This is a genomic window from Streptomyces pilosus (genome assembly GCF_014649835.1).
Lineage (GTDB): Bacteria > Actinomycetota > Actinomycetes > Streptomycetales > Streptomycetaceae > Streptomyces > Streptomyces pilosus.
Genome location: NZ_BMTU01000009.1, coordinates 21,538 through 46,675 on the forward strand (window position 1 = coordinate 21,538; position 25,138 = coordinate 46,675).

The window sequence follows — 25,138 nt, forward strand, 5'->3', positions numbered from 1 at the left end:
AGAGGGAGCCCCATGAGCAGCCGTACCGTCATCCGCGGCGGCCTCGTCATCACCGCCTCCGACGAGATCCACGCCGACGTCCTGATCGAGGACGGCCGCATCGCCGCCCTCGCCGCCTCGGGCACCCCCGCCGCCCGGGCGTTCACCGCCGACCGGACCATCGACGCCACCGGGAAGTACGTCATCCCGGGCGGCGTCGACGCGCACACCCACATGGAGCTGCCGTTCGGCGGCACCTTCGCCTCCGACACCTTCGAGACCGGCACCCGGGCCGCCGCCTGGGGCGGCACCACCACCGTCGTCGACTTCGCCGTGCAGAGCGTCGGCCACTCCCTGCGCGAAGGGCTGGACGCCTGGCACGCCAAGGCCGAGGGCAACTGCGCCGTCGACTACGGCTTCCACATGATCGTCTCGGACGTCAACGCCGAGACGCTGAAGGAGATGGACCTGCTCGTGGAGGAGGGTGTCACCTCCTTCAAGCAGTTCATGGCCTATCCGGGTGTCTTCTACTCCGACGACGGCCAGATCCTGCGCGCCATGCAGCGCTCCGCCGAGAACGGCGGACTGATCATGATGCACGCCGAGAACGGCATCGCCATCGACGTCCTCGTCGAACAGGCCCTCGCCCGCGGGGAGACCGACCCCCGCTTCCACGGCGAGGTCCGCAAGGCACTCCTGGAGGCCGAGGCCACCCACCGCGCCATCCGGCTCGCCCAGGTCGCCGGCGCCCCGCTGTACGTCGTGCACGTCTCCGCCACCGAGGCGGTCGCCGAACTGGCCCGGGCCCGCGACGAGGGCCTGAACGTGTTCGGCGAGACCTGCCCGCAGTACCTGTTCCTGTCCACCGACAACCTCGCCGAGCCGGACTTCGAGGGCGCCAAGTACGTGTGCAGCACCCCGCTCAGGCCGAAGGAGCACCAGGCGGCGCTCTGGCGGGGCCTGCGCACCAACGACCTCCAGGTGGTCTCCACCGACCACTGCCCCTTCTGTTTCGCCGGCCAGAAGGAACTCGGCCGCGGCGACTTCTCCAGGATCCCCAACGGCCTGCCGGGCGTGGAGAACCGCATGGACCTGCTGCACCAGGCCGTCCTCGACGGGCACATCTCCCGCCGCCGCTGGATCGAGATCGCCTGCGCCACCCCGGCCCGGATGTTCGGCCTCTACCCGAAGAAGGGCACCCTCGCCCCGGGCGCCGACGCCGACGTCGTGATCTACGACCCGGCCGCCGAGCAGGTCATCTCCGCCGACACCCACCACATGAACGTCGACTACTCGGCCTACGAGGGCACACGGGTCACCGGTTGCGTGGAGACCGTCCTCTCGCGCGGCGTCCCCGTCATCACCGGCCGGGAGTACACCGGGCACGCCGGACACGGTGTCTACACCCCGCGTTCCACCTGCCAGTACCTCACCTAGGAGCACCGCGCATGGACTTCGGACTCGTCCTCCAGACCGACCCGCCGGCCTCGCGGGTGGTCAGCCTGATGCAGCGCGCCGAACGCAACGGCTTCACCCACGGCTGGACCTTCGACTCCGCCGTGCTGTGGCAGGAACCCTTCGTCATCCACAGCCGGATCCTCGCCCACACCACGACACTGAAGGTCGGCCCGATGGTCACCAACCCGGGCACCCGCACCTGGGAGGTCACCGCCTCCACCTTCGCCACCCTCAACGACATGTACGGCAACCGCACCGTCTGCGGCATCGGCCGCGGGGACTCCGCGATGCGCGTCGCCGGACGCAGACCCAACACCCTCGCCCGGCTCGGCGAGGCGATCGACGCGATCCGGGACCTCGCCGAGGGACGCGAGAGCGAGGTCGACGGGCAGCCGCTGCGCATCCCGTGGGTGCGGGACGGGAAACTGCCCGTCTGGATGGCCGCGTACGGGCCGAAGGCGCTCGCCCTCACCGGGCGGAAGGCCGACGGCTTCATCCTGCAGCTCGCCGACCCGTACCTGACCGAGTGGATGGTGAAGGCCGTCCGCGCCGCGGCCGCCGAGGCGGGGCGCGATCCCGCCTCCGTCACCATCTGCGTCGCCGCCCCCGCCTACGTCGGCGACGACCTTGCGCACGCCCGCGAGCAGTGCCGCTGGTTCGGCGGCATGGTCGGCAACCACGTCGCCGACCTGGTCGCCCGCTACGGCGAGCACTCCGGCATGGTCCCCGAGGCGCTGACCGCCTACATCAAGGAACGGCACGGCTACGACTACAGCCACCACGGGCGGGCCGGCAACCCGTCCACGGACTTCGTCCCCGACGAGATCGTCGACCGGTTCTGCCTGCTCGGCCCGCCCGAGGCGCACATCGAGAAGCTGAAGGTGCTGCGCGAGCTGGGCGTGGACCAGTTCGCCGTCTACGACATGCACGACGCGCAGGAGACGACGATCGACGCGTACGGCGCGGAGATCATCCCGGCACTCGACCGCTGATCCGGTACCACCGCCGAAGGGCACGCCCATGACCGCGACCGTCCCGCCCACGCCGTCCGACAGACCGATACCCGACCCGGCGGGACGCGTCGAGCTCCCGCCGGGCACCCGCCTGACCGACAGCCGCTTCGTCAACGACGACCTGCTGCCCGTGCCGCTGGCCCGCCGCCGCTGGACGACGTACAACTTCACCGCGCTGTGGGTGGGGATGGCGCACAACATCCCCTCCTGGCTGCTCGCCTCCGGCCTGGTCGCGCTGGGCATGGACTGGAAGCAGGCGGTGTTCACCATCGCGCTCGCCAACGTCATCGTGCTCGCGCCGATGCTGCTCACCGGACACGCCGGCCCCAAGTACGGCATCCCGTTCCCGGTGCTGGCCCGCGCCTCGTTCGGGCTGCGCGGCGCCAACCTGCCGGCGATGATCCGGGCCGCGGTGGCGTGCGCCTGGTTCGGCATCCAGACCTGGATCGGCGGCCAGGGCATCTTCGTGCTGCTCGGCAAGATCTTCGGCGGCTGGGCGGAGGCCTCCGAGGTCGGCGGCCAGCCGTGGACGCTGTGGGTGTGCTTCGTGCTGTTCTGGGCGCTCGAACTGGCCATCATCCACCGGGGGATGGAGACCCTTCGGCGGTTCGAGAACTGGGCGGCGCCCTTCGTCATCGTCGGCGCGTTCGTGCTGCTGGCCTGGATCGCGCACAAGGCCGGCGGTGTCGGCCCGCTGCTCGACCAGCCGTCGCGGCTCGGCTGGGGCGCGGACTTCTGGCCGGTGTTCTTCCCCTCCCTGATGGGCATGATCGCCTTCTGGTCGACCCTGAGCCTGAACATCCCCGACTTCACCCGCTTCGGCGCCGGCCAGCGCGCCCAGGCGTGGGGGCAGACACTCGGACTGCCCACCACCATGACCCTGTTCGCGCTGCTGTCCGTCTTCGTCACCTCCGGCTCCCAGGCGGTGTACGGGGCCCCGGTGTGGGACCCCGTCGCCCTCGCCGCCCGGACGGACAACGTCTTCGGACTGCTCTTCGCGCTGGTGACGGTGCTCGTCGCCACCATCTCGGTGAACATCGCGGCCAACGTGGTCTCACCGGCGTACGACCTGGCGAACCTGGCGCCGCGCGTCATCAGTTTCCGCACCGGCGCCCTGATCACCGGGGTCGTCGGCGTGGTGATCATGCCGTGGAAGCTCACCGAGACGCCCGAGCTGTACATCTTCACCTGGCTCGGCCTGGTCGGCGGGCTGCTCGGCACCGTCGCCGGCATCCTCATCGCCGACTACTGGATCGTCCGCCGCACCGCCCTTGACCTGCCCGACCTGTACACGCCCGGCGGGCGGTACTGGTACACCTCCGGGTGGAACCTGCGCGCGGTCGCCGCCTTCCTGGCCGGCGGCGTCCTCGCGGTCGGCGGGTCGCACTCCGCCCCCGGCAAGGGTCCCTTCCCGGAGGACGGACTGATCCCCTTCCTGAAGCCCCTCGCGGACTACGGCTGGGCGGTGGGGCTCGCGGCGTCGCTCGCGGTGTACGTGGCGCTGATGGCGGGGCACCGGCGCCCGTGAGGCCGCGGGCTATCGCGCCGTGCCGAAGTCCTGCGTCCAGTAGTTGCCGGGCTGCGCGAGACCGACACCGATCTCCTTGAAGGAGCAGTTGAGGATGTTCGCCTTGTGGCCGGGGCTGGTCATCCAGCCGTTCATCACCTGCTCGGGCGTGGAGTAGCCGTAGGCGACGTTCTCGCCGTAGGTGCTCCAGGTGTAGCCGGCGCGGGTGATGCGGGCGCCGGGGTCGGAGCCGTCCGAGCCGGTGTGCGACATGGTGCCGCTCGCCGCCATGTCCTCGCTGTGGTCCTGCGCGGCCCGGGTCAGGGTGGAGTTCACCTTCACCGCGGAGCAACCGACCTTGGCACGCTCGGCGTTGACGAGCTCCACGACCCGGGCGACGGGGCCGGAGGCGGCCGGCGCCGAAGCGGTGGCGCTCGGCTCCGGGGCGGCTGTCGTCGGCTTCGGGGTGGCTGTCGTCGGCTTCGGGGCGGCCGTGGTGGGCTTCGGAGCGGGGGTCGTGGGCTTCGGGGCCGTGGTGACCGGCCGGGTGGCGGGCGCCGCGGGGGCCGCCGTCCTCTCCGGCCGGTGCGACGGCTCGCGGGACGCCCGGGACGGCTCGGAGCCGTCCGGCTCGGTGGCACTCGGCTTCGGGGTGCCGGGCTTCGGGGCGCCCGGGCTCGCGGCCGGCGTGTCCGACGGCACCGGCGACGGCGTGCCGTGCTGCTGGCCGCTCCACTGGCGGTACCAGTCGGGGCCGCCCCACCTGTCGTGGTCCGCGGCCCGGGCGGCGCCGTCACGGCTCTGCCGTTCCCCGCCGCCGGCGCTGCCGGGCCAGTCGGTACAGGCCATGGCGACCGAGGGTATGCCTATGACGCCGACGGCGACCGCCGTGACGACCGTGCGGCGGTACTGCTTGTGATGGCGGTGCTTTCCCATGAGTGACCTCACCCCTGCTGTCCGGAGGCTGGTCATTCTTGGGACGGCCCGGCGCGGGGCGCAAAGGGCGCTCCTACTAGGGCGGCTCGTAGCGCCGCGGGGGCCTTGCGGTGCCCGCGGGAGCGTGCCGACCCCCGGTGGCGTGCCCCTCGCGGCACCTGCCGTCCCGTCAGATGGCCCCGGGCGGCGCGGCAGTCCCGGCACCCTGCTCTCCGCCGGACCGCGACCCGTCCCGGCCGAGGGCGTTTTCACGGCAAGACGGACAAGTCCCCCAAGTCGCCGGAGCGGTTCCTACTAAGCGACCCGCACAGATCGGGATCGCGGTGTGACAGATGTCACGGAACCATCAACTCCGGATCACTTCGGCGCGTTCCCCAGGGCGGCGACCGCCTCCTTGGCGGCCTTGATCGCGCCCTTGTTGATCTCGTCCGTGGCCGGCGCCTTCTTCGACTCGAAGTCGCTGCCGTTGTAGGTCACGATCACCAGGGCGTTGGAGGCCCGGACGAGTACCACGCCCTCACGCGTCTGCTGCTTGTCCTCGGTGGTGAGGTTCACGACGGAGTAGGCGGCGTCCCCGAGCCCGGGGACCGCGCCCCCGCCGCTCCTCTCCTCCAGCCGCCCCTGGTACGAGCGTTCCGCCGCCTCGTCCGACTCCAGCACCTCGTAGGACACGTCGAGCCAGCGGTACTCGTAGCCCTTCAGGGCGTTCCAGGAACAGGTGCGGCGCAGCGCGGAGTCCGTGGACGGTATCTCCTTGCCGGCCGTCTTGGCGCCCGGCACGAGGGACTTGACGCTCTTCTCGGTGACGCTGCCGCAGGGCGCGGGCGCGGCGGCGTAGGTCTTCGCCACCTGGGTCTCCGACGGCGCGGCCGCGGACTGGGTCCGCGTCTTCTCGGTCGGCTTGTTCTCGGCGGCCTGCGGCGCGGCCAGCGGGCCGGAGGACAGCGCCCATCCCGCCGCGGCGAGGACGACCACCGGGGACAGGCGCGCGGTCAGGGCGATCGGCAGAGGAAAGGAACGCACGGCGCACTTCTCGTGGGGTTGGTGCGGAAGGGGTCCGCACTGCGGACGGGACGCCAGTGTCACACGCATCGGTGTGGCGCGGAAGGGCCAACTCGCTCCGTAGGCGCGTGGTGACGGGCGCGTACCGTCCGCGGCGGCCGGCCGCTCCGACTGCGCTGCGGAAGAGACGATCTGGGGGTGCGTCAGGGGACGCGGGCGATCCACTCCGGCGAGGTGAACTTCGTCCGCGCCAACTCACGCGCGCGGGCCAGCTCCTCGTCCGTCACCTTGCCGGCGGCGAGCCCGTACCGGGCGCGGAAGGAGTCGATCATCCGGTCGATGACGGCCTCGCGCGGCAGACCGGTCTGCCGGCGCAGCGGGTCCACCCGCTTCTTCGCGCTCCCGGTGCCCTTGTCGGACAGCTTCTCCCGCCCGATGCGCAGCACTTCGAGCATCTTGTCCGCGTCGATGTCGTACGCCATCGTCACGTGGTGCAGCACCGCTCCGGGACCGCCGTCCTGACCGACGAGCCGCTTCTGCGCGGCGCCGGCGATCTTTCCCTGCTCGGTGGCGATGTCGTTCAGCGGCTGGTACCAGGCGCGGATCCCCATCTCGCCGAGCGCGCCGAGCACCCAGTCGTCGAGGTAGGCGTAGCTGTCCTGGAACGACAGCCCCTGCACCAGCGCCTCCGGCACCGACAGCGAGTACGTGATGGTGTTGCCGGGCTCGACGAACATCGCGCCGCCGCCGGAGATACGGCGCACCACCTCGATGCCGTGGCGTCCGGCGCCCTCGGCGTCCACCTCGTTGCCCAGCGACTGGAAACTGCCGATGATCACCGCGGGGGCGCCCCACTCCCACACCCGCAGCGTCGGCGGACGCCGGCCGGCGGCGACCTCGGCGGTCAGCACCTCGTCCAGGGCCATGTGGAGCGCGGGGGACTGCGGGGCCTCGTGGATCAGCTGCCAGTCGTAGTCGGTCCAGTCGGTGGCGTGGGCCAGCGCGCGGCGCACCGCGATGCCGACACCCTCCGAGGTGAGCCCGTACATCACGGTGCCCTCGGGGAGGGCCGCGTCGATCCGGGCGGCCAGACCGGCGGCGTCGGTGTCGGCGGGGGCGCCGTCCAGGGCCCGGTTCACGGCGTCCAGTGCCTCGTCGGGTTCGAGGAAGAAGTCACCCGCCACGCGCGCGCGGCGCAGCACGCCGTCCTCCACGTCCACGTCCACGACGACCAGCTTGCCGCCGGGAACCTTGTACTCACCGTGCACGGCTCCGCCTTTCGTTCCCTGCCGACGACTCCAACACCGGCGACCGCGGACATGTTCCCCCGGGCCCGCGGGCGCACGGTGGGAAGGCTCGCCGTACGCCCGCGGGCCCGGGCCCCGGCGGGTGCGACCGGAAGCCCCCCTCGGGCAAGTGCCGTGTTTGCGGGAGCGTTTCGGGCTGGAAGAGTGCCGACCGGAGCCGGTGTGCGCCGGCCGCGGACATCACTCACGGGGGATCGGCATGACGGAGACCGGTACGGGACCCGCGCCCACCGGGCAGGTGGCGGCACTGGCCCGGGCGCGCGGACTGGGCGCGTGGGTGGAACGGACCTTCCTCCCGAAGAAGGGCCTGTTCCTCCGCAAGTGGGAGGGGTCGAGGCTGTACTTCTTCGTGGGCGGCCTCGTCATCACGGGGCCCGGGGACTTCGCCGCCGCGTACGACTGGCGGACGGCGAGCGTGCTGCAGAGCGTCACCTCGGTCAACGGCGTGGTCCAGGAGGCCAGGTACACGGTCTTCGACCGGAGCGGTGCCGCCGTGGGACTGGGACGCGGCGGCGACATGCTCTTCCCGCGGCAGCACGCGGGGCTCGGCATCACCTCCCTGGTGAAGGGCGCGCCCTTCACCTTCGAGGGCGACTGGGGACCGTACATCCAGCAACGCATCGCCGAAGAGCGGGGCGCCGAGGTCCTCGCGGACCTGGAGCGCGGCGGGACCGTGCCGTTCGGTGCCGTCACCCTGAGCCGGAGCGGCGTGACGGTGCAGGAACGCTCGGCGGCCTGGGACGGCCTCGGTGACATCAGGGCGTCCGACGGCCAGGTCCTCTTCCCGGACGCAGGCGGGCGCCGGCAGGCGCTGCCCTCGGTCCCGGCCACACACGTGGCCAACCTGGTGCTGTTCCTCGCGGTGTGCCGGCATGTGGGCGCGGCCTGACGGAGACCGGCGGGGCGGGGGTTCCCCCTGCCCCGCCGGCGACGCCGGCAGGCGCCGGAGGGGTCGGACGGAGGCCGTCGGACGGGGCGGTCAGACGGGGGCGGGGGTCTGCGCCGGGGCCGGCTGGGGGTGGACGCAGTGCCAGCGGTGCCCGTCCGGACCCCCGGACGCCTCCGGGAACGCGGTGGCGCACGCGTCGTCCGCCTTCCAGCAGCGGGTGCGGAAGGGGCAGCCGGAGGGCGGACGGGTCGCCGAGGGCACCGGGCCGTGCAGCACGATCCGTTCGGGGCGCTCCAGCAGGCTGGGCGTGGCCGACAGCAGCGCCTCGGTGTACGGGTGGCGGGAGGCGCCGGAGACCTGGGCGGCCCGGCCCTCCTCCACGACACGGCCCAGGTAGAGCACCGCGATGCGGTCGGCGAGATAGCGCACGGTCTGCACGTCGTGGGAGATGAAGACCATGCTCAGACCGAGCCGCGAGCGCAGGTCCACCAGCAGGTTGAGGATCTGGGCGCGCACCGACACGTCCAGGGCGCTGGTGGGCTCGTCGGCCACGATCAGCTCCGGCTCCAGGGCGAGGGCGCGGGCGATCGCCACGCGCTGGCGCTGGCCGCCGGACAGCTGGCCGGGCAGCGCCTCCAGGGTGTGCCCGGGCAGGCCGACCAGGTCCAGCAGCTCCTCCACCCGCCGCTCGCGCTCGGCGCGCCCGCCGCGCTGGTGCACGTCCAGCGGGTCGCGCAGGATCCGGCGCACGGACAGCCGCGGGTTCAGGGCCGTCGAGGGGTCCTGGAAGACGACGCCGACGCCGGCACCGAACCGGCTGCGGCGCTCCCCGGCGGGCATCCGCCAGAGGTCCTGGCCCTTGAAGTGCACCTGCCCCTCGGTGGGGCGCTGGAGTCCGGTGACCACCCGGGCCAGGGTGGACTTGCCGCAGCCCGACTCGCCGACCAGGCCGAGGATCTCGCCGCGCCGGACCTCCAGGGAGGCGTCGGTCAGGGCGTGCACGGCGTCCCGGCGCAGCAGGCCCCCGCTGCGCGCACGGTGCCGGACGTGGACGCGGTCGAGCCGGACGAGCGGTTCCATCGTGGTGTCCTCCGGGGTGGTCATCGGGCACCCTCCAGCGACTTGGCCGACGGGCGCGCGGGCGCCGGGTGGTGGCAGGCGAACAGGTGGTCCCGCGCACCCTCGCGGTCGGCGGCGGGCGGCGGGGTGGTGGCGCACAGCGCGGTGGCGGCGGTACAGCGGGAGGCGAACCGGCAGCCGGCCCCGAACGACTTGGGCGCGGGCACCACACCGCGGATCTGGTGCAGCCGCTCCGCCCCCGCCTCCAGCGAGACGACGGAGCCGAGCAGCCCCCGGCTGTAATGGTGGGCCGGGTCCGTCAGCAGGGAGCGGGTGTCGCCGGCCTCGGCGACCTGACCCGCGTACATCACGGCGACCCGGTGGGCGAGGTCGCCGACCAGGGCCAGGTCGTGGGAGACCAGGACCATGGCGAACCCGAGCTCGTCGCGCAGCCGCACCAGCAGTTCCACGACCTGGGCCTGCACGGTCACGTCGAGCGCGGTGGTCGGCTCGTCGGCGATGAGCAGGCGCGGGCTGCGGGAGAGCGCCATGGCGATGAGCACGCGCTGGCGCTGGCCGCCGGAGAGCTCGTGCGGGTAGCTGCGCAGGGTGCGCTCGGGGGAGAGGCCGACCAGGTCCAGCAGCTCGGCGGGGGTGCGGGTGCCGCCGCGCGAGGTGAGCCGCTTGAGCTGGGTGCCGATCAGCACCGACGGGTTCAGCGACGACATGGCGTCCTGGTAGACCATCGCGATCTCCGGACCCATCAGGGACCGGCGCTCCTTGGGCGACATCGTCAGCAGGTCGCGGCCGCGGTAGAGGATCTCGCCCTCGACCTCGGCGTTGCGTGCCAGCAGCCCCATGATCGCCAGGCTGGTGACGGACTTGCCGCAGCCGGACTCGCCGACCAGACCCAGGGTCTCGCCCTCGCGGACGGCGAAGGAGATGCCGTCCACCACGCGGATGTCGCCGTAGCGGTCGGGGAAGCGGATCGACAGGTCACGGACGACCAGCAGGTCGGCGGCGTCCTCGGCCAGCGGCGGAACGGCCGGCTCGGTCGCCTCGATCCGGGCGGCGAGCCCGGCGAGCGCGGCGTCGGCCGCGGCCCGGTCGGCGGCCGGCTCGGCGGCGGCGGTCCTCTCGACGGTGTCGCCGCCATCGGCACGGGCCTTGTCGGGGGAGGCGGCGGCGTCCGTCATGCCCTCCGACAGCACGTTCAGCGCGAGCACCGTGATCAGCAGGCACAGGCCCGGGAAGAGGGTCGCCCACCAGCCGCCCGAGAGCAGGATCTGCCGGCCGTAGGCCAGCACGCTGCCCCAGCTGGGGTCGGGGTCCTGCACACCGGCGCCGATGAAGGACAGGCTCGCCTCGAAGATGATCGAATCGGCCACCATGACGGTCGCGAACACCAGCACCGGCGCGGCACAGTTGACGGCGACGTGCCGGGCGACGATGTAGTGCCGCCGGGCGCCGATCACCTGCTCGGCGGCGACGTAGTCCTCGCCGTACTGCTCCAGCACGTTGGCCCGTACGACCCGGGCGAGCGAGGGGGAATAGACGAAGGCGATGGTGAAGATGATGACCGGAACGCTGGGCCCGAACACGGCGACCAGCACGGCCGCCAGCGCGATCGGCGGGAACGACATGACGACGTCCAGCGTGCGCATCACCGACTCGTCGGCGAACTTGCGCGAGGTCGCGGCCAGGGCGCCCAGGGACGAGCCGATGGCCAGCGCGAGGAGGGTCGCGCCGAACCCGATGACGAGGGAGTAGCGGGCGCCGTGCACGACCCGGGCGAACACGTCGCGCCCGGCCCGGTCGGTGCCGAACCAGTGGTCGGCGCCGGGCGGCTGGGCCGGGACGCCGGTGGCGAGCGGGTCCTGGGTGAGCAGCGGCGCGAAGAGCGCGCCCAGGACGACCACGAGGAGGACCCCGAAGGCGATCCGGGAGGGCAGGGGCAGGCGACGCAGGCGGGTGCCGGGCCGGAGCCGCCCGGCGAGGGAGCGTGGGGCGAACATCACACCGTCCTGATGCGCGGGTTGACGAGCAGGTAGAGCAGGTCGACGATCACGTTGACCACGAGGAAGGCGACGGCGATGGTGAGCACCGTGCCCTGGACCAGCCCGACGTCGCCCCCGTTGACGCCCTCGAGGATCAGCTTGCCCATGCCGGGCAGGTCGAAGATGGCCTCGATGACGACGGCGCCGCTGAGCATGTAGCCGACCTTGACGCCGAGCACGGTCAGCGGGGTGATCAGGGAGTTGCGGAGCACCGACCGGATGATCAGGAACGGCGGCAGGCCACTGCCGCGGGCGGTGCGCACGTAGTCGCGGTCGAGTTCGGCCACCATCGAGGTGCGGATCAGCCGGGCCAGCGAGGAGGCGACCGGCAGGGCGAGGGCGACGGCGGGCAGGGCGAGGCTGCGCAGCCAGCCGGAGAAGGAGTCGGCCGGGTTGACGTAGCCACCGGTCGGCAGGACCTCCATGTTCAGCGCGAACTGCTGGATGAGCAGCACACCGAGCCAGAACGAGGGCAGGGCGATGCCGACCATCGACAGCACCCGGAAGACCTGGTCGGGCCAGCGGTCGCGGTGGACGGCGCTGATGACGCCGAAGACCAGGGCCAGCACGATGGCCAGCGAGAGGCCGAGCAGCGTCAGCTGGAGGGTGAGCGGGAACGCGGTGGCGATCCGGTCGGCGACGGGCTGGCTGGGCGCCACGGTGACGCCGAGGTCCCCCTGCACCAGATCACCGAGGAAGGCGACGTACCGGACGGGCAACGGGTCGTTCAGGCCGTGCTCCTCGGCGAACGCGGCACGCGCCTCGGGACTGGCGCTGTCGCCGAGCGCGTTGTAGGCGGGGTCGGCCGGCGAGAACTGCAGGACGACGAAGACCAGCAGGGCGATGCCGAGGATCATCACCGGCATCATCGCGACGCGGCGCAGCGCGAGCCGGAGAAAAGCAACCATCGTGAGGTTCCTAGGGATTGGGGCGGGGGCCGCCGCCCGGTGGGGCGCGGCGGCCCGTCGGCCTGGGCGTGCGGGGTCAGGCGCGGCCGACGTCGATGAACGACAGTCCCGTGGTGGGCAGCGGCTCGAACCCCGTCAGCGCCCCCTCCCGCCAGGCGGTGGGCAGCTTGCGGTGCAGCACCGGGTACAGGGCGGCCTCGTCGGCGACCAAGTCGGTCACCTGCCCCCACAGCTCCCCCCGCCTGGCCCCGTCGGCCTCCGCCGCGGCCTTGTCCAGCAGCGACTTGACCTGCTTGTAGGCGGCGCTGCCCGCCCAGCCGTAGCGCTTCTCCGGCCAGAAGCCGTAGTAGAACCAGCGCAGCAGCAGGTCGGCGTCGTTGCCGAAGACGGACGGGTCGCCCGGTGCGGCCAGGGCCTCGAAGTCCCCCTTGTCGATCTTGGCGTACTGCGCGGCGGACTGCTGGATGTCGAGCTTCGCCTCGACACCGACGGCCGCCCAGCTCTCCTTGATCAGCGGCGCGATGTCCTTGACCCAGCCGTTGTCGGTGAGCAGCAGCGTGAAGGAGAGCTTGCCCGCGCCCGCCTCGGCGAGCAGCTTCCTGGCCCGGTCCGGGTCGTGCCGGTAGACGGTGGCGGCCTTCCGGTGGTCCGGATGCGTGGCCGGCACGTATCCGTCGGCCGCCTCGGCGTTGCCCAGCAGGGCGGTGGAGATGATCTTCTCGGTGTCGAGGGCGTAGTGCAGGGCCTGGCGCACGCGCTTGTCCGCGAAGCGCTTGTCGGCGGTGTTGAACATCAGGAAGAGCAGCCCGAAGGACTGGACGGACTTCACCCTGTCCTTGCCGGTGATGCCCTGCACGTCGATGTAGGGGACGTCCTCGATGGCCTGCACCCTGCCGGACTTGAGCGCGCTGACCCGGGCGGAGGGGTCGGAGATCAGGCGCCAGACCAGCTTCTTGGCCTTGGCGGGGTGGGGGCCGTTGTACTTGTCGTACGCCTCCATGACGATCTTGTCCTCGCGGACCGCCGACACGAAGCGGTACGGACCCGAGCCGACCGGTTCGGCGTCGAACGCCTTGGGGTCGGCGCCGGCGATCCTCTTCGGCACGACGCGCACCACGGATATGCGCGAGGGGAAGAGCGCGAAGGGGTGTTTCAGGCGGAACTCGACCGTGCTCTCGTCGACCGCCTCCACCTGGTCGATGAAGGGCACGAACTGGGCCATCAGCGAGGCGTTCCCGGGGTCCAGGACCCGCTCGAAGCTGAACACCACGTCGTCCGCGGTGACCGCCGAGCCGTCGTGGAAGGTGGCACCCTTGCGGAGGGTGGCCCGGTAGGTGGTCGCGTTGATCTTCTGGGGCATCCCGGTGGCCAGCGCCGGCCGGGCGACGAGCGTGGCCGGGTCGAGGTCCACCAGGCCCTCGAAGATGTGCATGTTGGCGGCGAAGGGGGTCGCGCCGGAGGTGATCATGGGGTCGAAGCCCGTGGAGAGGGGATAGGAGAGCCCGGCCTCGATGGTGCCGGTTCCGCCGCCGGAGGCGCCGTCGCCGGTGCTGCCCGGGCCTCCGCAGGCGGACAGGCCGGCGGTGACCGCGGTCGCCACGCCGATGGCGCTGGTGTATCTCATGAAGGTACGGCGGTCGACGCCGGCTGCGCTGCGCGGGGACAAGGGACCCTCCTGGCGGGGAAGAACATGACGGGCGAGGATGCGGAATGGCTGGTTCTGTGCGACGGGGCTGGCGCGAACGTACCCCGCCGAGGATGCGTCAGACGTCTGATGTCTGATGCTTGATAGCGTGGGAACGTAGTCGGGCCAGGGAGAGGGGTCAAGAGGTGGCGGTGGGACAAAAGGCGATTCGGCATGACGCGCCGGAGCCGAGGGCGGCACGACAGCCGTTGCGGCAGGAGGTCGTGGACGGCATCAAGTCGTACATCCTGCGCAATCAGTTGCGCCCCGGTGATCCGCTGCCGACCGAACCCGCCCTGTGCGAGGCGCTCGGTGCCAGTCGGTCCAGTGTGCGGGAGGCCATCCGCATCCTGACCGCGCTCGACATCGTCGAGGTGCGGCACGGGCACGGCACCTATGTGGGCCGGCTGAGCCTGTCCGCCCTGGTGGAGAGCCTCGCCTTCCGCGGCCTGCTCAGCCCCGACGACGACTTCCGGGTGATGAGCGACCTCGTCGAGGTCCGCGAGCTGTTCGAGCGCGGCATGGCCGAGCAGCTCGTGCGGGCCCTCGGCGACGAGGAGATCGACCGGCTGGCGGCCCTCGTCGACCAGATGCGCAGGGCGGGCGCCGGTGAGGGGCACGGCTTCGTGGAAGCCGACCGCGCCTTCCATGCGCTGCTGGTCGCCCCGCTCGGCAACGACCTCATCGCGCAGCTCTCCGCGGCGTTCTGGGACGTCTACGTCATTGTCGCGCCGCACCTCGACGTCTTCACGCACGAGCACGAGGCGGCCACCATCGCCAACCACCAGCGCATCGTGGACGCCCTGCGGGGCCGGGACGCCGCCGAGTTCGCGGCGGCCCTCACCGAGCACTACGCGCCCGTGCGGCACCGGATCGCGGAGGCCCGGGCCCGGCGCTGACCGGTGACTTCGCGCGGCGGAGGCGGCCCCGTACCGGGGCCGCCTCCGCCGCTTCGCGCGCGGTGCCCGGGCGCCGGTGACGTGCGGCGGGCCGGCGGTGAGGGCACTTGACGGCCGACGAGCGGATCTCTACTGTCCCAGGACAACAGACATCAGACGTCTGCTCTCAGCTCCCTCCGCTGCGCTGCGCCGTGCGCACGCCTCACCCGACGGGGCCCCTCCTCCATGCCACTGACGGACCTCACCCTCGCCCAGTGCCTGGCACTCCGGCCCGAGCTCGACGAACCCGCCGACCTCGACGCGTTCTGGGACCGGACCCTGCGCACGGCCCGAGCGGCCGGCGGATCCCCGCGGTTCACCCCCGTGGACTCCGGCCTGACCCGGATCACGACCTACGACGTGTCCGTGCCCGGCTTCGCGGGCGAGCCCGTACGGGGCTGGCTGCACCTGCCCGCCGGAGCCGACCGGCCGCTCGGCTGCGTCGTGGAGTTCCTCGGCTACGGACGAGGCCGCGGCCTGCCGCACGAGCAGGTCCTCTGGGCGAACGCCGGCCACGCGCACCTCATCATGGACACCCGCGGCCAGGGCTGGTCCACCGCCGGCGGCGACACCCCCGACACCGTCTCCCTGAACGGCGACGTCCCCGGCTTCCTGACCCGCGGCGTGGACAGCCCGGACCACCACTACTACCGGCGCGTCTACACCGACGCGGTGCGCTTCGTCGACGCCGCCCGCGCCCACCCCGCGGTCGACCCCGACCGGGTCGTCGTCACCGGACACAGCCAGGGCGGCGGCATCGCCCTCGCGGTCGCCGGGCTCGTCCCGGGCCTGGCGGGCGTCATGCCGGACACCCCGTTCCTGTGCGACATCCGCCGCGGCGCCCAGGTCGCCGGCGCGCCCCCCTACACCGAGATCGCGGACTACCTGAGCCTGTACCGCGACCGCACCGAGACCGTCCTCACCACCCTGTCCTACGTCGACGCGGCCCTGCTGGCCGCCCGCGCCACGGCCCCCTCGCTGTTCTCCATCGCCATGATGGACGACATCTGCCCGCCCTCCACCTGCTTCGCCGCCTACCACCGCTACGGCGGCACCAAGGACCTGCGGGTCTACGAGTTCAACGGCCACGAGGGCGGCGGCGGCCACCACCGGCGCGAACAACTCACGTGGGTCCGCGCGCTGTTCGGCTCGTCCCGTGAGCTCGACGACCCCGTTCCCCCCAGCCTGCACGATCTCCGGCTCGCCTGACCCCACACCCGAGAAGAGGCCCGTTCATGCAGCGCAGAGTCACCCTGGCCACCATCACCGCCGGCGCCGCCCTGGCCCTGCTGGCCGCCGGCACACCCGCCGCGCACACCGCCGCCCGGCAGGCCGCCCCCGCCCCCGGCACCCTCACCTCGCAGAACATCGCCACCGCGGGCACCGGCTCGCCCCACTACCGCATCCCCGCCCTCACCCGCACCACCAAGGGCACCCTGCTCGCCGCGTACGACGCCCGCCCCACCCTCGCGGACCTGCCCGGCAACCTCGGTGTGGTCCTGCGCCGAAGCACCGACGGCGGCGCCACCTGGCAGGCCCAGCAGGTGATCCGCAAGGAGGCCGCCCCCAAGGGCTTCGGCGACCCCAGCCTCCTCGTCGACCGGGAGACCGGCCGCGTCTTCGTCTTCTACGCGGCCTCCGTGAACCAGGGCTTCTTCGGCTCCGCGACCGGCAACGACGAGAGCGACCCGAACGTCCTCCAGGCCGACTACAGCTACTCCGACGACGACGGCCTGACCTGGAAGCACGAGCGGATCACCGCCGAGATCAAGAACCCGGCCTGGGCCGGCATGTTCGCCGCCTCCGGCGAGGGCATCCAGCTGCGCCACGGCGCCCACAAGGGCCGCCTGATCCAGCAGTACGCCATCCGCAGCAACGGCGCCAACTACGCGGTCAGCGCCTACAGCGACGACCACGGCACCACCTGGAGGACGGGCACCCCGGTCGGCCCCGGCGGCGACGAGAACAAGACCGTCGAACTCTCCGACGGCCGCGTCATGCTCAACAACCGCTCCGCCCCCTACCGCACGGTCGCCCACTCGACCGACGGCGGTGTCACCTACACACCGTTCCAGCAGGACAGGGAACTGCCCGACCCCGCCAACAACGGCGCGATCATGCGCTTCGCCCCCGACGTGGCGGCGACGCACCCGCGCGCCCAGTGGCTCATGTTCAGCAACACGGCGACCACGAACAGCCGCAGCAACCTCACCGTACGGCTCTCCTGCGACAACGGGCAGAACTGGCCCGTCCGCAAGACCGCGGAGGCCGGTTCGGCCGCCTACTCGACCATCACCCCCCTCGGCAGCGGCACCATGGGCGACGACCGGGTCGGCATGCTGTGGGAGCGCGCCAACTACCAGCACATCACCTACTCCTCCTTCGACCTGCAGTGGCTCGGCGGCGTCTGCGCGCCCGTCACCATTACCCCGCCCGCCTCCCTGCCCGCGGGGAGGACCACCGAGGTCACCGTCCGCGTCGTCAGCCAGAACGACAAGGACCTGCCCTCCGGATCGGTCTCCCTCGCCCTGCCCTCCGGCTGGAGCGCCCCGGCCGTCACCGTGCCCGCGCTCAAGCCCGGCCAGGGAGCCAACATGAGGATTCCCGTCACCGTCCCGGCGAACGCCACCGCGGGCGCCGTGCCGACGACCGCCACCTACCTCGTGCGCGGCTCCCAGCGGTCCTACGGTGACCACAGCCTCACCGTGACCGCCCCTTAGCACCCCCGCCGCCGGGCCGCCCGCACGCCACCGGCCGCGGGCGGCCCGCCTCCGCCCCGCACCACCGTCCGCACAGCCCAGGAGTCACCATGTCCCCGTCCCAGCCCCTCCGCGGCGTCGTGCCGCCCGTCTGCACCCCCCTGGACGCGTCGGGCGACGTCGACACCGTCTCGCTCACCCGGCACGTGGAACACCTCGTGAGCGGGGGAGTGCACGGGCTGTTCGCCCTGGGCTCCAGCAGCGAGGTCGCCTTCCTCACCGACCGGCAGCGGGAGGTGACCCTGCGGACCGTCGTCGAGGCGGCCGCGGGCCGCGTCCCCGTCCTCGCCGGCGTCATCGACATGACCACGCCCCGCGTCCTCGTCCACGCGCGGGCCGCCCGGGACGCGGGCGCCGACGCCCTGGTCGCCACCGCGCCCTTCTACGCCCGCACCCACCCCGTCGAGATCGCCGGCCACTTCCGCACCCTGCGCTCCCGCGTCGACCTGCCCCTGTACGCCTACGACCTCCCCGTCTCGGTGCACAGCAAGCTCTCCGTCGCCCTGCTCGGCGAACTCGCCGAGGACGGCACCCTGGCCGGCCTCAAGGACAGCAGCGGCGACGAGGGCGGCCTGCGCCGGCTCCTCGTCCGGCTCGGCGGACGCCACGGCCGCGCCGACGGACCCGCCCCCGCCTTCAGCATCCTCACCGGTTCCGAACTCACTGTGGACGCCGCCCTGCTGGCCGGCGCCGACGGCGTGGTGCCCGGCCTCGGCAACGTGGACCCGGCCGGCTACGTACGCCTCTACGACGCCGTGCGCGGCGGCGACCTCGACGGCGCCGTCAGGGAACAGGAGCGCCTGGTCGAGCTGTTCGGCATGGTCGACGCCGGACCGGAGGACGCGATGGGCCGCAACTCCTCCGCCATCGGCGCGTTCAAGCACGCGCTGCGTCTGCTCGGCGTGTTCGCCGAGGGCACCACCGCCGCCCCGCAGGTCCAGCTCGGTGACGCCTCCGTCGCCCTCGTCGAGGAGCGGCTGCGCGGCGCCGGCCTGCTCCCGGTCCGATGACGGCACGCGAACCGGGCGGCGCACCGGTGATCGGCCTCGACCTGGGCGGCACGAAGATCGCCGCCGCCCTCGTCGCGGACGACGGCACCGTCCTTGCCCGGCATTCCCTGCCCACCCCGGCGACGGCCGGGGCGGAGGCGGTGCTCGACGCGCTGGCCCGGGAGGCCCGCGCGGTGTGGGCACCGGCGGCCACGGCGATCGGCGTCGCCGCCGCCGGCGTCATCGACCCGGCCGGCGGCACGGTCACCAGCGCCACCGACACCATCCGCGGCTGGGCGGGCACGGCCCTGGCCGCCGGCCTCGCCGCCCGCACCGGCCTCCCCGTTGCCTGCGACAACGACGTCCGCGCGGCGGCGGCCACGGAACTGTCCGGACCGTACGCCGGCGGGAACGGCCCCGGGACCACGATGATCTACGCCGCCGTCGGCACCGGCGTGGGCGGCGCGATCGCCGTGGACGGGCGCATGCTGCACGGGGCGGCCGGGATCGCCGGACACCTCGGACACCTCCCGAGCCCCGAGGCCGAGGGCCTGCCCTGCACCTGCGGCGCCACCGGGCACCTGGAGGCGATCGCCGCCGGCCCCGGCATCACCGCCCACTACACGCGGATGAGCGGGCTCCCCGCCGACCGTCTCGAACAGGTCGCCGCCCGCGCGGCCGAGGGTGAGCCGCACGCCACCGCGGCCATCGTGCTCGGCGCCCGGGCCGTCGGCCGCGCCCTGGGCGGCCTCGCCAACGCCCTGGGGGCCGACCGGGTGGTCGTCGGCGGCGGAGTGCCCCGCATCGGCGCCCGCTACCTGGACGCACTGAACGCCGCGTTCACCGCGGAAGTCATGCCCCCCTTGCGGAAGCTGCGGCCCGTCCCGCCGCGCGGCGGAGCCGACGCCGCCGTCCTCGGCGCGGCCGCGCTGACCCGCACCCTGACCCTGCACCACCCCCACACCACCGGAGCCCCGCGATGACCCCGCCCCTGGCCGACGCCCTCGACGGCCGGCTGATCGTGTCCTGCCAGGCCCCGCCCGGCGACCCGATGCGACACACCGACACCCTGGTCCGCATGACCCTCGCCGCACAGGCCGGCGGAGCGGCCGCCGTACGGGTCAACGACCCGGAGGTCGTCGCGGCCGCCGTCGCCGCCGCCGACCTCCCGGTGATCGGTCTGTGGAAGGACGGCGACAGCGGTGTCCTCATCACCCCGACCGTGCGTCACGCCCTCGCCCTGGTGGACGCGGGCGCGGCGGTCGTCGCGGCCGACGCCACCGCCCGCCCCCGCCCCGACGGCAGCACCTTCGCCGACCTGGTCGGGGCCGTCCACGCTGCCGGCGCCCTCGTCATGGCCGACGTGTCGACCTTCGACGAGGGCCGGGAAGCCGCCGCGCGGGGCGCCGACTTCGTCGGCACGACCCTCTCCGGCTACGTGCCGGGCTCGCCGGTTCAGAGCGCGCCCGACCTCGACCTCGTCGCCGGCCTGGCCGCCGCGATCGACGTCCCCGTGATCGCCGAAGGCCGCATCGCCACCCCGGAGCAGGCCGCCCGCGCCCTGCGGGCGGGCGCCCTCAGCGTCGTCGTGGGCACCGCCATCACGGCCCCGACGGCCCTGACCCGCGCGTTCGCGTCCGCTCTCACGCCCTGACGGATCCCGGGCCGGGGGCCGGGCGGCGAGGCACCTCACGGCGGGCGGGACGCCCACCGGCCTCCCGCCGGACCCGGCCCGGGCCGCGCCCCCTTCACCCATCCCTGACACGCCCGCGCCCCTGCCGCGCGCACCCGGTCGATAGCCTGCTGCCTGTTCGAGGCCCGAGGTCACCGGCGCGCGCACCGAGGTGAGAGATGCAGTTCACCACCCGTCCCACCCTCCAGGGCACCTTCGGCATGGTGTCCTCCACGCACTGGCTGGCCTCGCAGTCGGCGATGGCCGTCCTGGAGGACGGCGGCAACGCCTTCGACGCGGCCGTGGCCGGGGCCTTCGTCCTGCACGTCGTCGAACCGCACCTCAACGGACCGGCCGGCGAGGTGCCGATCCTGCTGGCGCCGGCCGGCGGGGAGGTGCGGGTGCTGTGCGGGCAGGGCGTCGCACCGGCCGGGGCGACCGTCGCCCACTACAAAGGGCTCGGCCTGGGCCTGGTCCCGGGCACCGGACCGCTCGCCGCTGCCGTCCCCGGCGCCTTCGACGCCTGGATGCTCCTGCTGCGCGACCACGGCACCAAGTCCCTGGCCGACGTGCTGAAGTACGCCATCGCCTACGCCGAGGACGGGCACCCGCCCGTGGAGCGCGTCGGCGAGACCGTCGAGACGGTGCGCGAGCTGTTCGAGACGGAGTGGACGTCCTCCGCCGAGGTGTACCTGCCCGGCGGACGCTCCCCGCGCCCGGGTGAGCTGCTGCGCAACCCCGCCCTGGCCGCCACCTGGAAGCGGCTGCTCGCCGAGGTCGCGGGGGCGGGGGGAAGGGAGGAGCGGATAGAGGCGGCGCGGGAGGTGTGGCGCACCGGGTTCGTCGCCGAGGCCCTGGTCCGCCAAGCCGCGCGTCCCACCCTGGACACCAGCGGCGAGCGCCACCGCGGCACCCTCACCGCCGCCGACCTCGCCGGCTGGTCCGCGACCTACGAGGCTCCGGTGACGTACGACTACGGCGGCTGGACCGTGTGCAAGGCCGGCCCCTGGAGCCAGGGCCCGGTCCTGCTCCAGCAGCTCGCCCTGCTGCCGCCGGAGCTGCCCCCCTACGGGTCCGCCGACTACCTGCACCTGCTGATCGAGGGCTGCAAGCTCGCCATGGCCGACCGTGAGGCCTGGTACGGGGACGCCGCCGGGGTGCCCCTGGACGACCTGCTGTCGGCCGGGTACAACGCCGAACGGCGGACCCTGGTCGGTCCCCGCGCCTCCCACGACCTGCGCCCCGGCCGCCCCGGCGGACGCGTCCCGCGGCTCAGCGCCCACGCGCGCGGGGTGGCCACCGAGGACCCGGGCGTCGGTTTGACGGGCGTCGGCGAACCCACCGTCGCGAAGAGCCCCACCTCCCCCGTGCCCGGCGAACCGGAGGTCACCGCGGACGGCGGCACCCGCGGCGACACCTGCCACCTGGACGTCGTCGACCGCTGGGGCAACATGATCGCCGCCACCCCCAGCGGCGGCTGGCTCCAGTCCAACCCGGTCGTGCCGGAACTGGGCTTCCCGCTCGGTACCCGGCTGCAGATGACCTGGCTGGAGGAGGGACTGCCCAACACCCTCACCCCCGGCCGCAGGCCCCGGACCACCCTCACCCCGTCCCTCGCGCTGCGCGACGGCGTGCCCGTCATGGCGTTCGGCACGCCCGGCGGGGACCAGCAGGACCAGTGGCAGCTGCACTTCTTCCTCGCCGTCGTGCTGCGCGCCCGGGTCCGCGGCGGACTCGACCTCCAGGGCGCCGTCGACGCCCCGAACTGGCACAACGACAGTTTCCCCGGCTCCTTCTACCCGCGGGGCATGCGCCCCGGCAGCGTCACCGTGGAGTCCCGCACGGACCCCACCGTGGTGGACGCGCTGCGCCGCCGCGGCCACGAGGTCACCGTCGGCGACGCCTGGTCGGAGGGCCGGCTCTGCGCCGTCGCACGGGACCCCGCAGGCGGTGTCCTCTCCGCCGCCGCGAACCCGCGCGGCCAGCAGGGCTACGCCGTGGGCCGCTGAGCCCACACACCGGCCGGCCGGCACCCCATTTTCATGCCGGATCCACCCGGGGTGCACCGGGAGGGACGGGAATGTCAGCGGCGCGTGCTCTCATGGAGGAATGATCGAGAACAACGACGAAACCATCGAGGAGTTTCTCACCCGGCACGCCTCCGACGTGGAGGACGCCGTGCGCAAGGCCGCCGCGCAGGAGATCATGCCGCGCTGGCGCCGCCTCGCCGACCACGAGGTGGACCGCAAGGCGGGCCCGCACGACCTGGTGACGGACGCCGACCGCAACGCCGAGCTGTACCTCACCGAGGTGCTCGCCGCCCTGCTGCCCGGCTCCGCGGTGGTGGGTGAGGAGGCGGTGCACGCCAACCCGGCCTCCTACGAGGCGATACGGGGCGACGCGCCGGTCTGGATCGTCGACCCCGTCGACGGGACCCGCCAGTTCGTGCACGGCGAGCCGGGGTTCTGCACCCTGGTCGCCCTCGCCCGGCGCGGAGTCGTCCACGCCTCCTGGACCTACGCCCCCGTTCACGACCAACTCGCCACGGCCGTCCGCGGACACGGCGCCCACCTCGACGGGGAGCGGCTGCGCGCCGGCTCCCCGGAAGCCGGCCGGGACCTGCGGGTGGCCACCTCCCACCCGGACTTCACCACGGACGCGCAGAAGCGCTCCCTGCTCGGCCTGTGGACGGACGGGGTCGCACCCCGCCCCTGCGGCTCGGCCGGTCTCGAGTACCTGGCCGTCGCCCGCGGCGAGTCCGACGCCACCGCCTTCGGCTGGGAGGCGGCGTGGGACCACGCGGCCGGGCTGCTCCTGGTGGAAGAGGCCGGTGGCACCCACCTCACCCGCGCGGGCCGGCCCTTCGACATCCGGGGCGGCAACACCCTGCCCTTCACGGCGGCCCGGGACGCCGCCACCGCGCGCCGGGTGGTGGACCTGCTGGCGGACGCGGCCTGACCCGACGGCCCCCGGGGGGACGCCGGAGCCCCGGCATATCCTGAACCCCCAGTGGCCGCCCGCCGACAAAGGAGTCCGAACGTGCCGTCGATGCTCGATGCGGTCGTGGTGGGGGCGGGGCCGAACGGGCTGACCGCCGCCGTGGAGCTGGCCCGGCGCGGCTTCTCGGTGGCCCTGTTCGAGGCGAAGGGCACCGTGGGCGGCGGCGCCCGCACCGAGGAACTCACCCTCCCCGGCTTCCGCCACGACCCGTGCTCCGCCGCCCACCCCCTCGCCGTCAACTCGCCCGCGTTCCGCGCCCTCCCGCTGGAGCGCTACGGCCTGGAGTGGCTGCACGCGCCGCTGCCCATGGCCCACCCGTTCCCGGACGGCACGGCGGCCGTGCTCTCCAGGTCGGTCGCCGAGACGGCCGCCTCCTTCGGGCCACGTGACGCCGGCGCGTACCGCCGCCTGGTCGAACCCTTCCTGCCCCGCTGGGACACCCTGGCCCGCGACTTCATGTCCCTGCCGCTGACCGCGCTGCCCCGCGACCCGGTCACCCTCGCCCGCTTCGGCCTCGTCGGGCTGCCCCCGTCGACCTGGCTCACCCGCCGTTTCCGCGACGAGCGGGCCCGCACCCTGTTCGCCGGTCTCGTCGCCCACGTCATGGCCCCCCTGAGCGGCTTCGCCACGGGCGCCGTCGGCCTGGTCTTCGCCCTCGCCGCGCACGCTCGCGGCTGGCCCGTCGCCCGCGGCGGCTCCCAGGCGCTCTCCGACGCCCTGGCCGCGTATCTGAAGGACCTCGGCGGCAGCGTGCACACCGACTACGAGGTCAAGCGGCTCGACGACCTGCCGCCCGCCCGCGCCTACGTCTTCGACACCTCGCCCACCGCCCTCGCCCGCATCGCCGGCTTCGGCGACCACTACGCGGACTACCGCTACGGCCCCGGCGTCTTCAAGATCGATTACGCCCTGGACGGGCCCGTCCCGTGGACCGCGCCCGAGGCCCGCACGGCCGGCACCGTGCAGATCGGTGCCGACAGCGGCGAGATCGCCGCCGCCCTGCGCGCCGCCTCCCGCGAGGGCCGGGCCCCCGACGCTCCCTTCCTCATCACGGTGCAGCCCGGTGTCGCCGACCCCACCCGCGCACCCGCCGGGAAACACGTCTTCTGGGCCTACGGCCACGTGCCGAACGGCTGGACCGGTGACCTCACCGACGCCGTCGAACGCCAACTGGAGCGCTACGCCCCCGGCTTCCGCGACCGCGTGCTGGCCCGGGCCACCGCGGGACCGCCCGAACTCGCGGCCCGCAACGCCAACTACGTCGGCGGCGACATCGCCACCGGCGCGGCCTCCGGCCTCCGGCTGCTGCTGCGCCCCAAGCTGTCCCTGTTCCCCTACGCCACCCCGCACCCGGCCGTCTTCATCTGCTCGTCGGCCACCCCGCCCGGCCCCGGCGTGCACGGCATGTCGGGCCACAACGCGGCCAGGGCCGTCTGGAAGAGGCTGCGCCAGACATGACCGCCACGATCACCTTCGTCCGGGGCGACATCACCCGCCAGAGCGCCGACGCGATCGTCAACGCGGCCAACTCCTCGCTGCTCGGCGGGGGAGGCGTGGACGGAGCCATCCACCGCCGGGGAGGCCCCGAGATCCTCGCCGCATGCCGCGCGCTCCGCGCCGCCCGGTACGGACGGGGCCTGCCCGTCGGGCAGGCGGTGGCCACCACCGCGGGCCGCCTCGACGCCCGCTGGGTGATCCACACCGTCGGCCCGGTCCACCAGGGGCCCGGCAGCGACCCCGCACCGCTCGCTTCCTGCTACCGGGAGTCGCTGCGCGTGGCCGGCGAACTGGGCGCCCGCACCGTCGCCTTCCCCGCGATCTCCACCGGCGTCTACCGCTGGCCGATGGACGACGCGGCCCGGATCGCGGTGGAGACGGTGCGGAACACGCCGACGGCCGTCGAGGAGGTGAGGTTCGTCCTCTTCGACGACCGGGCCTACGAGGCGTTCGCCGCGCAGGCGGGCTGAGAACACGGTCCGCC

The 25,138-nt window shown here is 73.5% G+C and carries 21 protein-coding genes; 14 read left to right on the forward strand and 7 right to left on the reverse strand.

Annotated features, from left to right (window positions below):
- Positions 1–12: 12 nt before the first annotated feature.
- Genes hydA through IE118_RS21905 form a run of 3 tightly spaced genes read left to right on the forward strand, consistent with a single transcriptional unit; the run spans position 13 to position 3,978 of the window.
- Positions 13–1,416, forward strand: a complete 1,404-nt coding sequence (hydA, locus tag IE118_RS21895) for a dihydropyrimidinase (RefSeq protein WP_189559692.1) — start codon at positions 13–15, stop codon at positions 1,414–1,416.
- 11 nt (positions 1,417–1,427) lie between these two features.
- The gene (locus tag IE118_RS21900) at positions 1,428–2,429 is read left to right on the forward strand and encodes a TIGR03842 family LLM class F420-dependent oxidoreductase (protein ID WP_189559693.1); all 1,002 of its coding nucleotides are present in this window, start codon (positions 1,428–1,430) and stop codon (positions 2,427–2,429) included.
- A gap of 28 nt (positions 2,430–2,457) precedes the next feature.
- Positions 2,458–3,978, forward strand: coding sequence for an NCS1 family nucleobase:cation symporter-1 (locus tag IE118_RS21905; protein WP_189559694.1), 1,521 nt, complete (start codon positions 2,458–2,460; stop codon positions 3,976–3,978).
- A gap of 9 nt (positions 3,979–3,987) precedes the next feature.
- On the opposite strand, the gene IE118_RS21910 is transcribed toward IE118_RS21905, so the two are convergent.
- The 3 genes from IE118_RS21910 to lplAB form a co-directional block, all read right to left on the reverse strand.
- Positions 3,988–4,893, reverse strand: coding sequence for a CAP domain-containing protein (locus tag IE118_RS21910; RefSeq protein WP_189559695.1), 906 nt, complete (start codon positions 4,891–4,893; stop codon positions 3,988–3,990).
- 357 nt (positions 4,894–5,250) lie between these two features.
- Positions 5,251–5,916, reverse strand: coding sequence for a hypothetical protein (locus IE118_RS21915; protein WP_189559696.1), 666 nt, complete (start codon positions 5,914–5,916; stop codon positions 5,251–5,253).
- A 182-nt stretch (positions 5,917–6,098) separates the two neighbouring features.
- Positions 6,099–7,163 (reverse strand): lipoate-protein ligase LplAB, encoded by a 1,065-nt coding sequence (gene lplAB / locus IE118_RS21920; protein ID WP_189559697.1) that lies wholly within the window; start codon positions 7,161–7,163, stop codon positions 6,099–6,101.
- Between the two features lie 238 nt (positions 7,164–7,401).
- On the opposite strand from lplAB, the gene IE118_RS21925 reads away from it, so the two are divergent.
- On the forward strand, positions 7,402–8,091 hold the full coding sequence (locus IE118_RS21925; protein WP_189559698.1) for a DUF6585 family protein: 690 nt from the start codon (positions 7,402–7,404) through the stop codon (positions 8,089–8,091).
- Positions 8,092–8,181: 90 nt separating this feature from the next.
- On the opposite strand, the gene IE118_RS21930 is transcribed toward IE118_RS21925, so the two are convergent.
- The 4 genes from IE118_RS21930 to IE118_RS21945 all read right to left on the reverse strand — a co-directional run bounded on the left by IE118_RS21930 (position 8,182) and on the right by IE118_RS21945 (position 13,739).
- The gene (locus tag IE118_RS21930) at positions 8,182–9,195 is read right to left on the reverse strand and encodes an oligopeptide/dipeptide ABC transporter ATP-binding protein (RefSeq protein WP_189559699.1); all 1,014 of its coding nucleotides are present in this window, start codon (positions 9,193–9,195) and stop codon (positions 8,182–8,184) included.
- Positions 9,192–11,165 (reverse strand): dipeptide/oligopeptide/nickel ABC transporter permease/ATP-binding protein, encoded by a 1,974-nt coding sequence (locus IE118_RS21935; protein WP_189559700.1) that lies wholly within the window; start codon positions 11,163–11,165, stop codon positions 9,192–9,194. The genes IE118_RS21930 and IE118_RS21935 overlap by 4 nt, the downstream gene beginning before the upstream one ends.
- Positions 11,165–12,115 (reverse strand): ABC transporter permease, encoded by a 951-nt coding sequence (locus tag IE118_RS21940; RefSeq protein WP_189559701.1) that lies wholly within the window; start codon positions 12,113–12,115, stop codon positions 11,165–11,167. Before IE118_RS21940 ends, IE118_RS21935 begins: the two co-directional genes overlap by 1 nt.
- A 76-nt stretch (positions 12,116–12,191) precedes the next feature.
- Positions 12,192–13,739 carry an ABC transporter substrate-binding protein gene (locus tag IE118_RS21945; RefSeq protein ID WP_189559702.1) on the reverse strand — a complete coding sequence of 516 codons (1,548 nt, stop codon included), beginning with the start codon at positions 13,737–13,739 and terminating at the stop codon, positions 12,192–12,194.
- Positions 13,740–13,945: 206 nt separating this feature from the next.
- On the opposite strand from IE118_RS21945, the gene IE118_RS21950 reads away from it, so the two are divergent.
- From IE118_RS21950 to IE118_RS21995, 10 genes are all read left to right on the forward strand, one after another.
- Positions 13,946–14,698 carry a FadR/GntR family transcriptional regulator gene (locus IE118_RS21950; RefSeq protein ID WP_189559703.1) on the forward strand — a complete coding sequence of 251 codons (753 nt, stop codon included), beginning with the start codon at positions 13,946–13,948 and terminating at the stop codon, positions 14,696–14,698.
- Between the two features lie 225 nt (positions 14,699–14,923).
- Positions 14,924–15,946: an acetylxylan esterase gene (locus tag IE118_RS21955; protein ID WP_189559704.1), complete on the forward strand. Its 1,023-nt coding sequence runs from the start codon at positions 14,924–14,926 to the stop codon at positions 15,944–15,946.
- Positions 15,947–15,972: 26 nt separating this feature from the next.
- Entirely contained in the window at positions 15,973–17,457 is a 1,485-nt protein-coding gene (locus IE118_RS21960) for an exo-alpha-sialidase (protein WP_189559705.1), read from the forward strand.
- Positions 17,458–17,546: 89 nt separating this feature from the next.
- A complete protein-coding gene (locus IE118_RS21965) occupies positions 17,547–18,506 on the forward strand; it encodes a dihydrodipicolinate synthase family protein (protein WP_189559706.1) in 960 nt (319 codons plus the stop codon).
- Positions 18,503–19,468 carry an ROK family protein gene (locus IE118_RS21970; RefSeq protein ID WP_189559707.1) on the forward strand — a complete coding sequence of 322 codons (966 nt, stop codon included), beginning with the start codon at positions 18,503–18,505 and terminating at the stop codon, positions 19,466–19,468. The genes IE118_RS21965 and IE118_RS21970 overlap by 4 nt, the downstream gene beginning before the upstream one ends.
- Positions 19,465–20,139, forward strand: a complete 675-nt coding sequence (locus tag IE118_RS21975) for an N-acetylmannosamine-6-phosphate 2-epimerase (protein ID WP_189559708.1) — start codon at positions 19,465–19,467, stop codon at positions 20,137–20,139. The genes IE118_RS21970 and IE118_RS21975 overlap by 4 nt, the downstream gene beginning before the upstream one ends.
- A 197-nt stretch (positions 20,140–20,336) precedes the next feature.
- On the forward strand, positions 20,337–22,166 hold the full coding sequence (locus IE118_RS21980) for a gamma-glutamyltransferase family protein (RefSeq protein ID WP_189559709.1): 1,830 nt from the start codon (positions 20,337–20,339) through the stop codon (positions 22,164–22,166).
- Between the two features lie 100 nt (positions 22,167–22,266).
- Entirely contained in the window at positions 22,267–23,115 is an 849-nt protein-coding gene (locus IE118_RS21985; RefSeq protein ID WP_189559710.1) for an inositol monophosphatase family protein, read from the forward strand.
- 90 nt (positions 23,116–23,205) lie between these two features.
- Positions 23,206–24,615 carry a phytoene desaturase family protein gene (locus IE118_RS21990; protein WP_189559901.1) on the forward strand — a complete coding sequence of 470 codons (1,410 nt, stop codon included), beginning with the start codon at positions 23,206–23,208 and terminating at the stop codon, positions 24,613–24,615.
- A complete protein-coding gene (locus tag IE118_RS21995; protein WP_189559711.1) occupies positions 24,612–25,124 on the forward strand; it encodes an O-acetyl-ADP-ribose deacetylase in 513 nt (170 codons plus the stop codon). The genes IE118_RS21990 and IE118_RS21995 overlap by 4 nt, the downstream gene beginning before the upstream one ends.
- The last annotated feature ends 14 nt before the right edge of the window (positions 25,125–25,138 follow it).

Excerpts from the sequence above, each read along its gene's own strand:
- hydA (WP_189559692.1), top strand. The coding sequence starts at position 13 with ATGAGCAGCCGTACCGTCATCCGCGGCGGCCTCGTCATCACCGCCTCC.
- IE118_RS21985 (WP_189559710.1), top strand. The coding sequence starts at position 22,267 with ATGATCGAGAACAACGACGAAACCATCGAGGAGTTTCTCACCCGGCAC.
- IE118_RS21905 (WP_189559694.1), top strand. The coding sequence starts at position 2,458 with ATGACCGCGACCGTCCCGCCCACGCCGTCCGACAGACCGATACCCGAC.
- IE118_RS21960 (WP_189559705.1), top strand. The coding sequence starts at position 15,973 with ATGCAGCGCAGAGTCACCCTGGCCACCATCACCGCCGGCGCCGCCCTG.
- IE118_RS21940 (WP_189559701.1), bottom strand. The coding sequence starts at position 12,115 with ATGGTTGCTTTTCTCCGGCTCGCGCTGCGCCGCGTCGCGATGATGCCG.
- IE118_RS21990 (WP_189559901.1), top strand. The coding sequence starts at position 23,206 with ATGCTCGATGCGGTCGTGGTGGGGGCGGGGCCGAACGGGCTGACCGCC.
- IE118_RS21935 (WP_189559700.1), bottom strand. The coding sequence starts at position 11,165 with ATGTTCGCCCCACGCTCCCTCGCCGGGCGGCTCCGGCCCGGCACCCGC.
- IE118_RS21975 (WP_189559708.1), top strand. The coding sequence starts at position 19,465 with ATGACCCCGCCCCTGGCCGACGCCCTCGACGGCCGGCTGATCGTGTCC.
- IE118_RS21955 (WP_189559704.1), top strand. The coding sequence starts at position 14,924 with ATGCCACTGACGGACCTCACCCTCGCCCAGTGCCTGGCACTCCGGCCC.
- IE118_RS21970 (WP_189559707.1), top strand. The coding sequence starts at position 18,503 with ATGACGGCACGCGAACCGGGCGGCGCACCGGTGATCGGCCTCGACCTG.
- IE118_RS21980 (WP_189559709.1), top strand. The coding sequence starts at position 20,337 with ATGCAGTTCACCACCCGTCCCACCCTCCAGGGCACCTTCGGCATGGTG.
- IE118_RS21900 (WP_189559693.1), top strand. The coding sequence starts at position 1,428 with ATGGACTTCGGACTCGTCCTCCAGACCGACCCGCCGGCCTCGCGGGTG.
- IE118_RS21965 (WP_189559706.1), top strand. The coding sequence starts at position 17,547 with ATGTCCCCGTCCCAGCCCCTCCGCGGCGTCGTGCCGCCCGTCTGCACC.
- IE118_RS21925 (WP_189559698.1), top strand. The coding sequence starts at position 7,402 with ATGACGGAGACCGGTACGGGACCCGCGCCCACCGGGCAGGTGGCGGCA.
- IE118_RS21910 (WP_189559695.1), bottom strand. The coding sequence starts at position 4,893 with ATGGGAAAGCACCGCCATCACAAGCAGTACCGCCGCACGGTCGTCACG.
- IE118_RS21945 (WP_189559702.1), bottom strand. The coding sequence starts at position 13,739 with ATGAGATACACCAGCGCCATCGGCGTGGCGACCGCGGTCACCGCCGGC.
- IE118_RS21995 (WP_189559711.1), top strand. The coding sequence starts at position 24,612 with ATGACCGCCACGATCACCTTCGTCCGGGGCGACATCACCCGCCAGAGC.
- IE118_RS21930 (WP_189559699.1), bottom strand. The coding sequence starts at position 9,195 with ATGACCACCCCGGAGGACACCACGATGGAACCGCTCGTCCGGCTCGAC.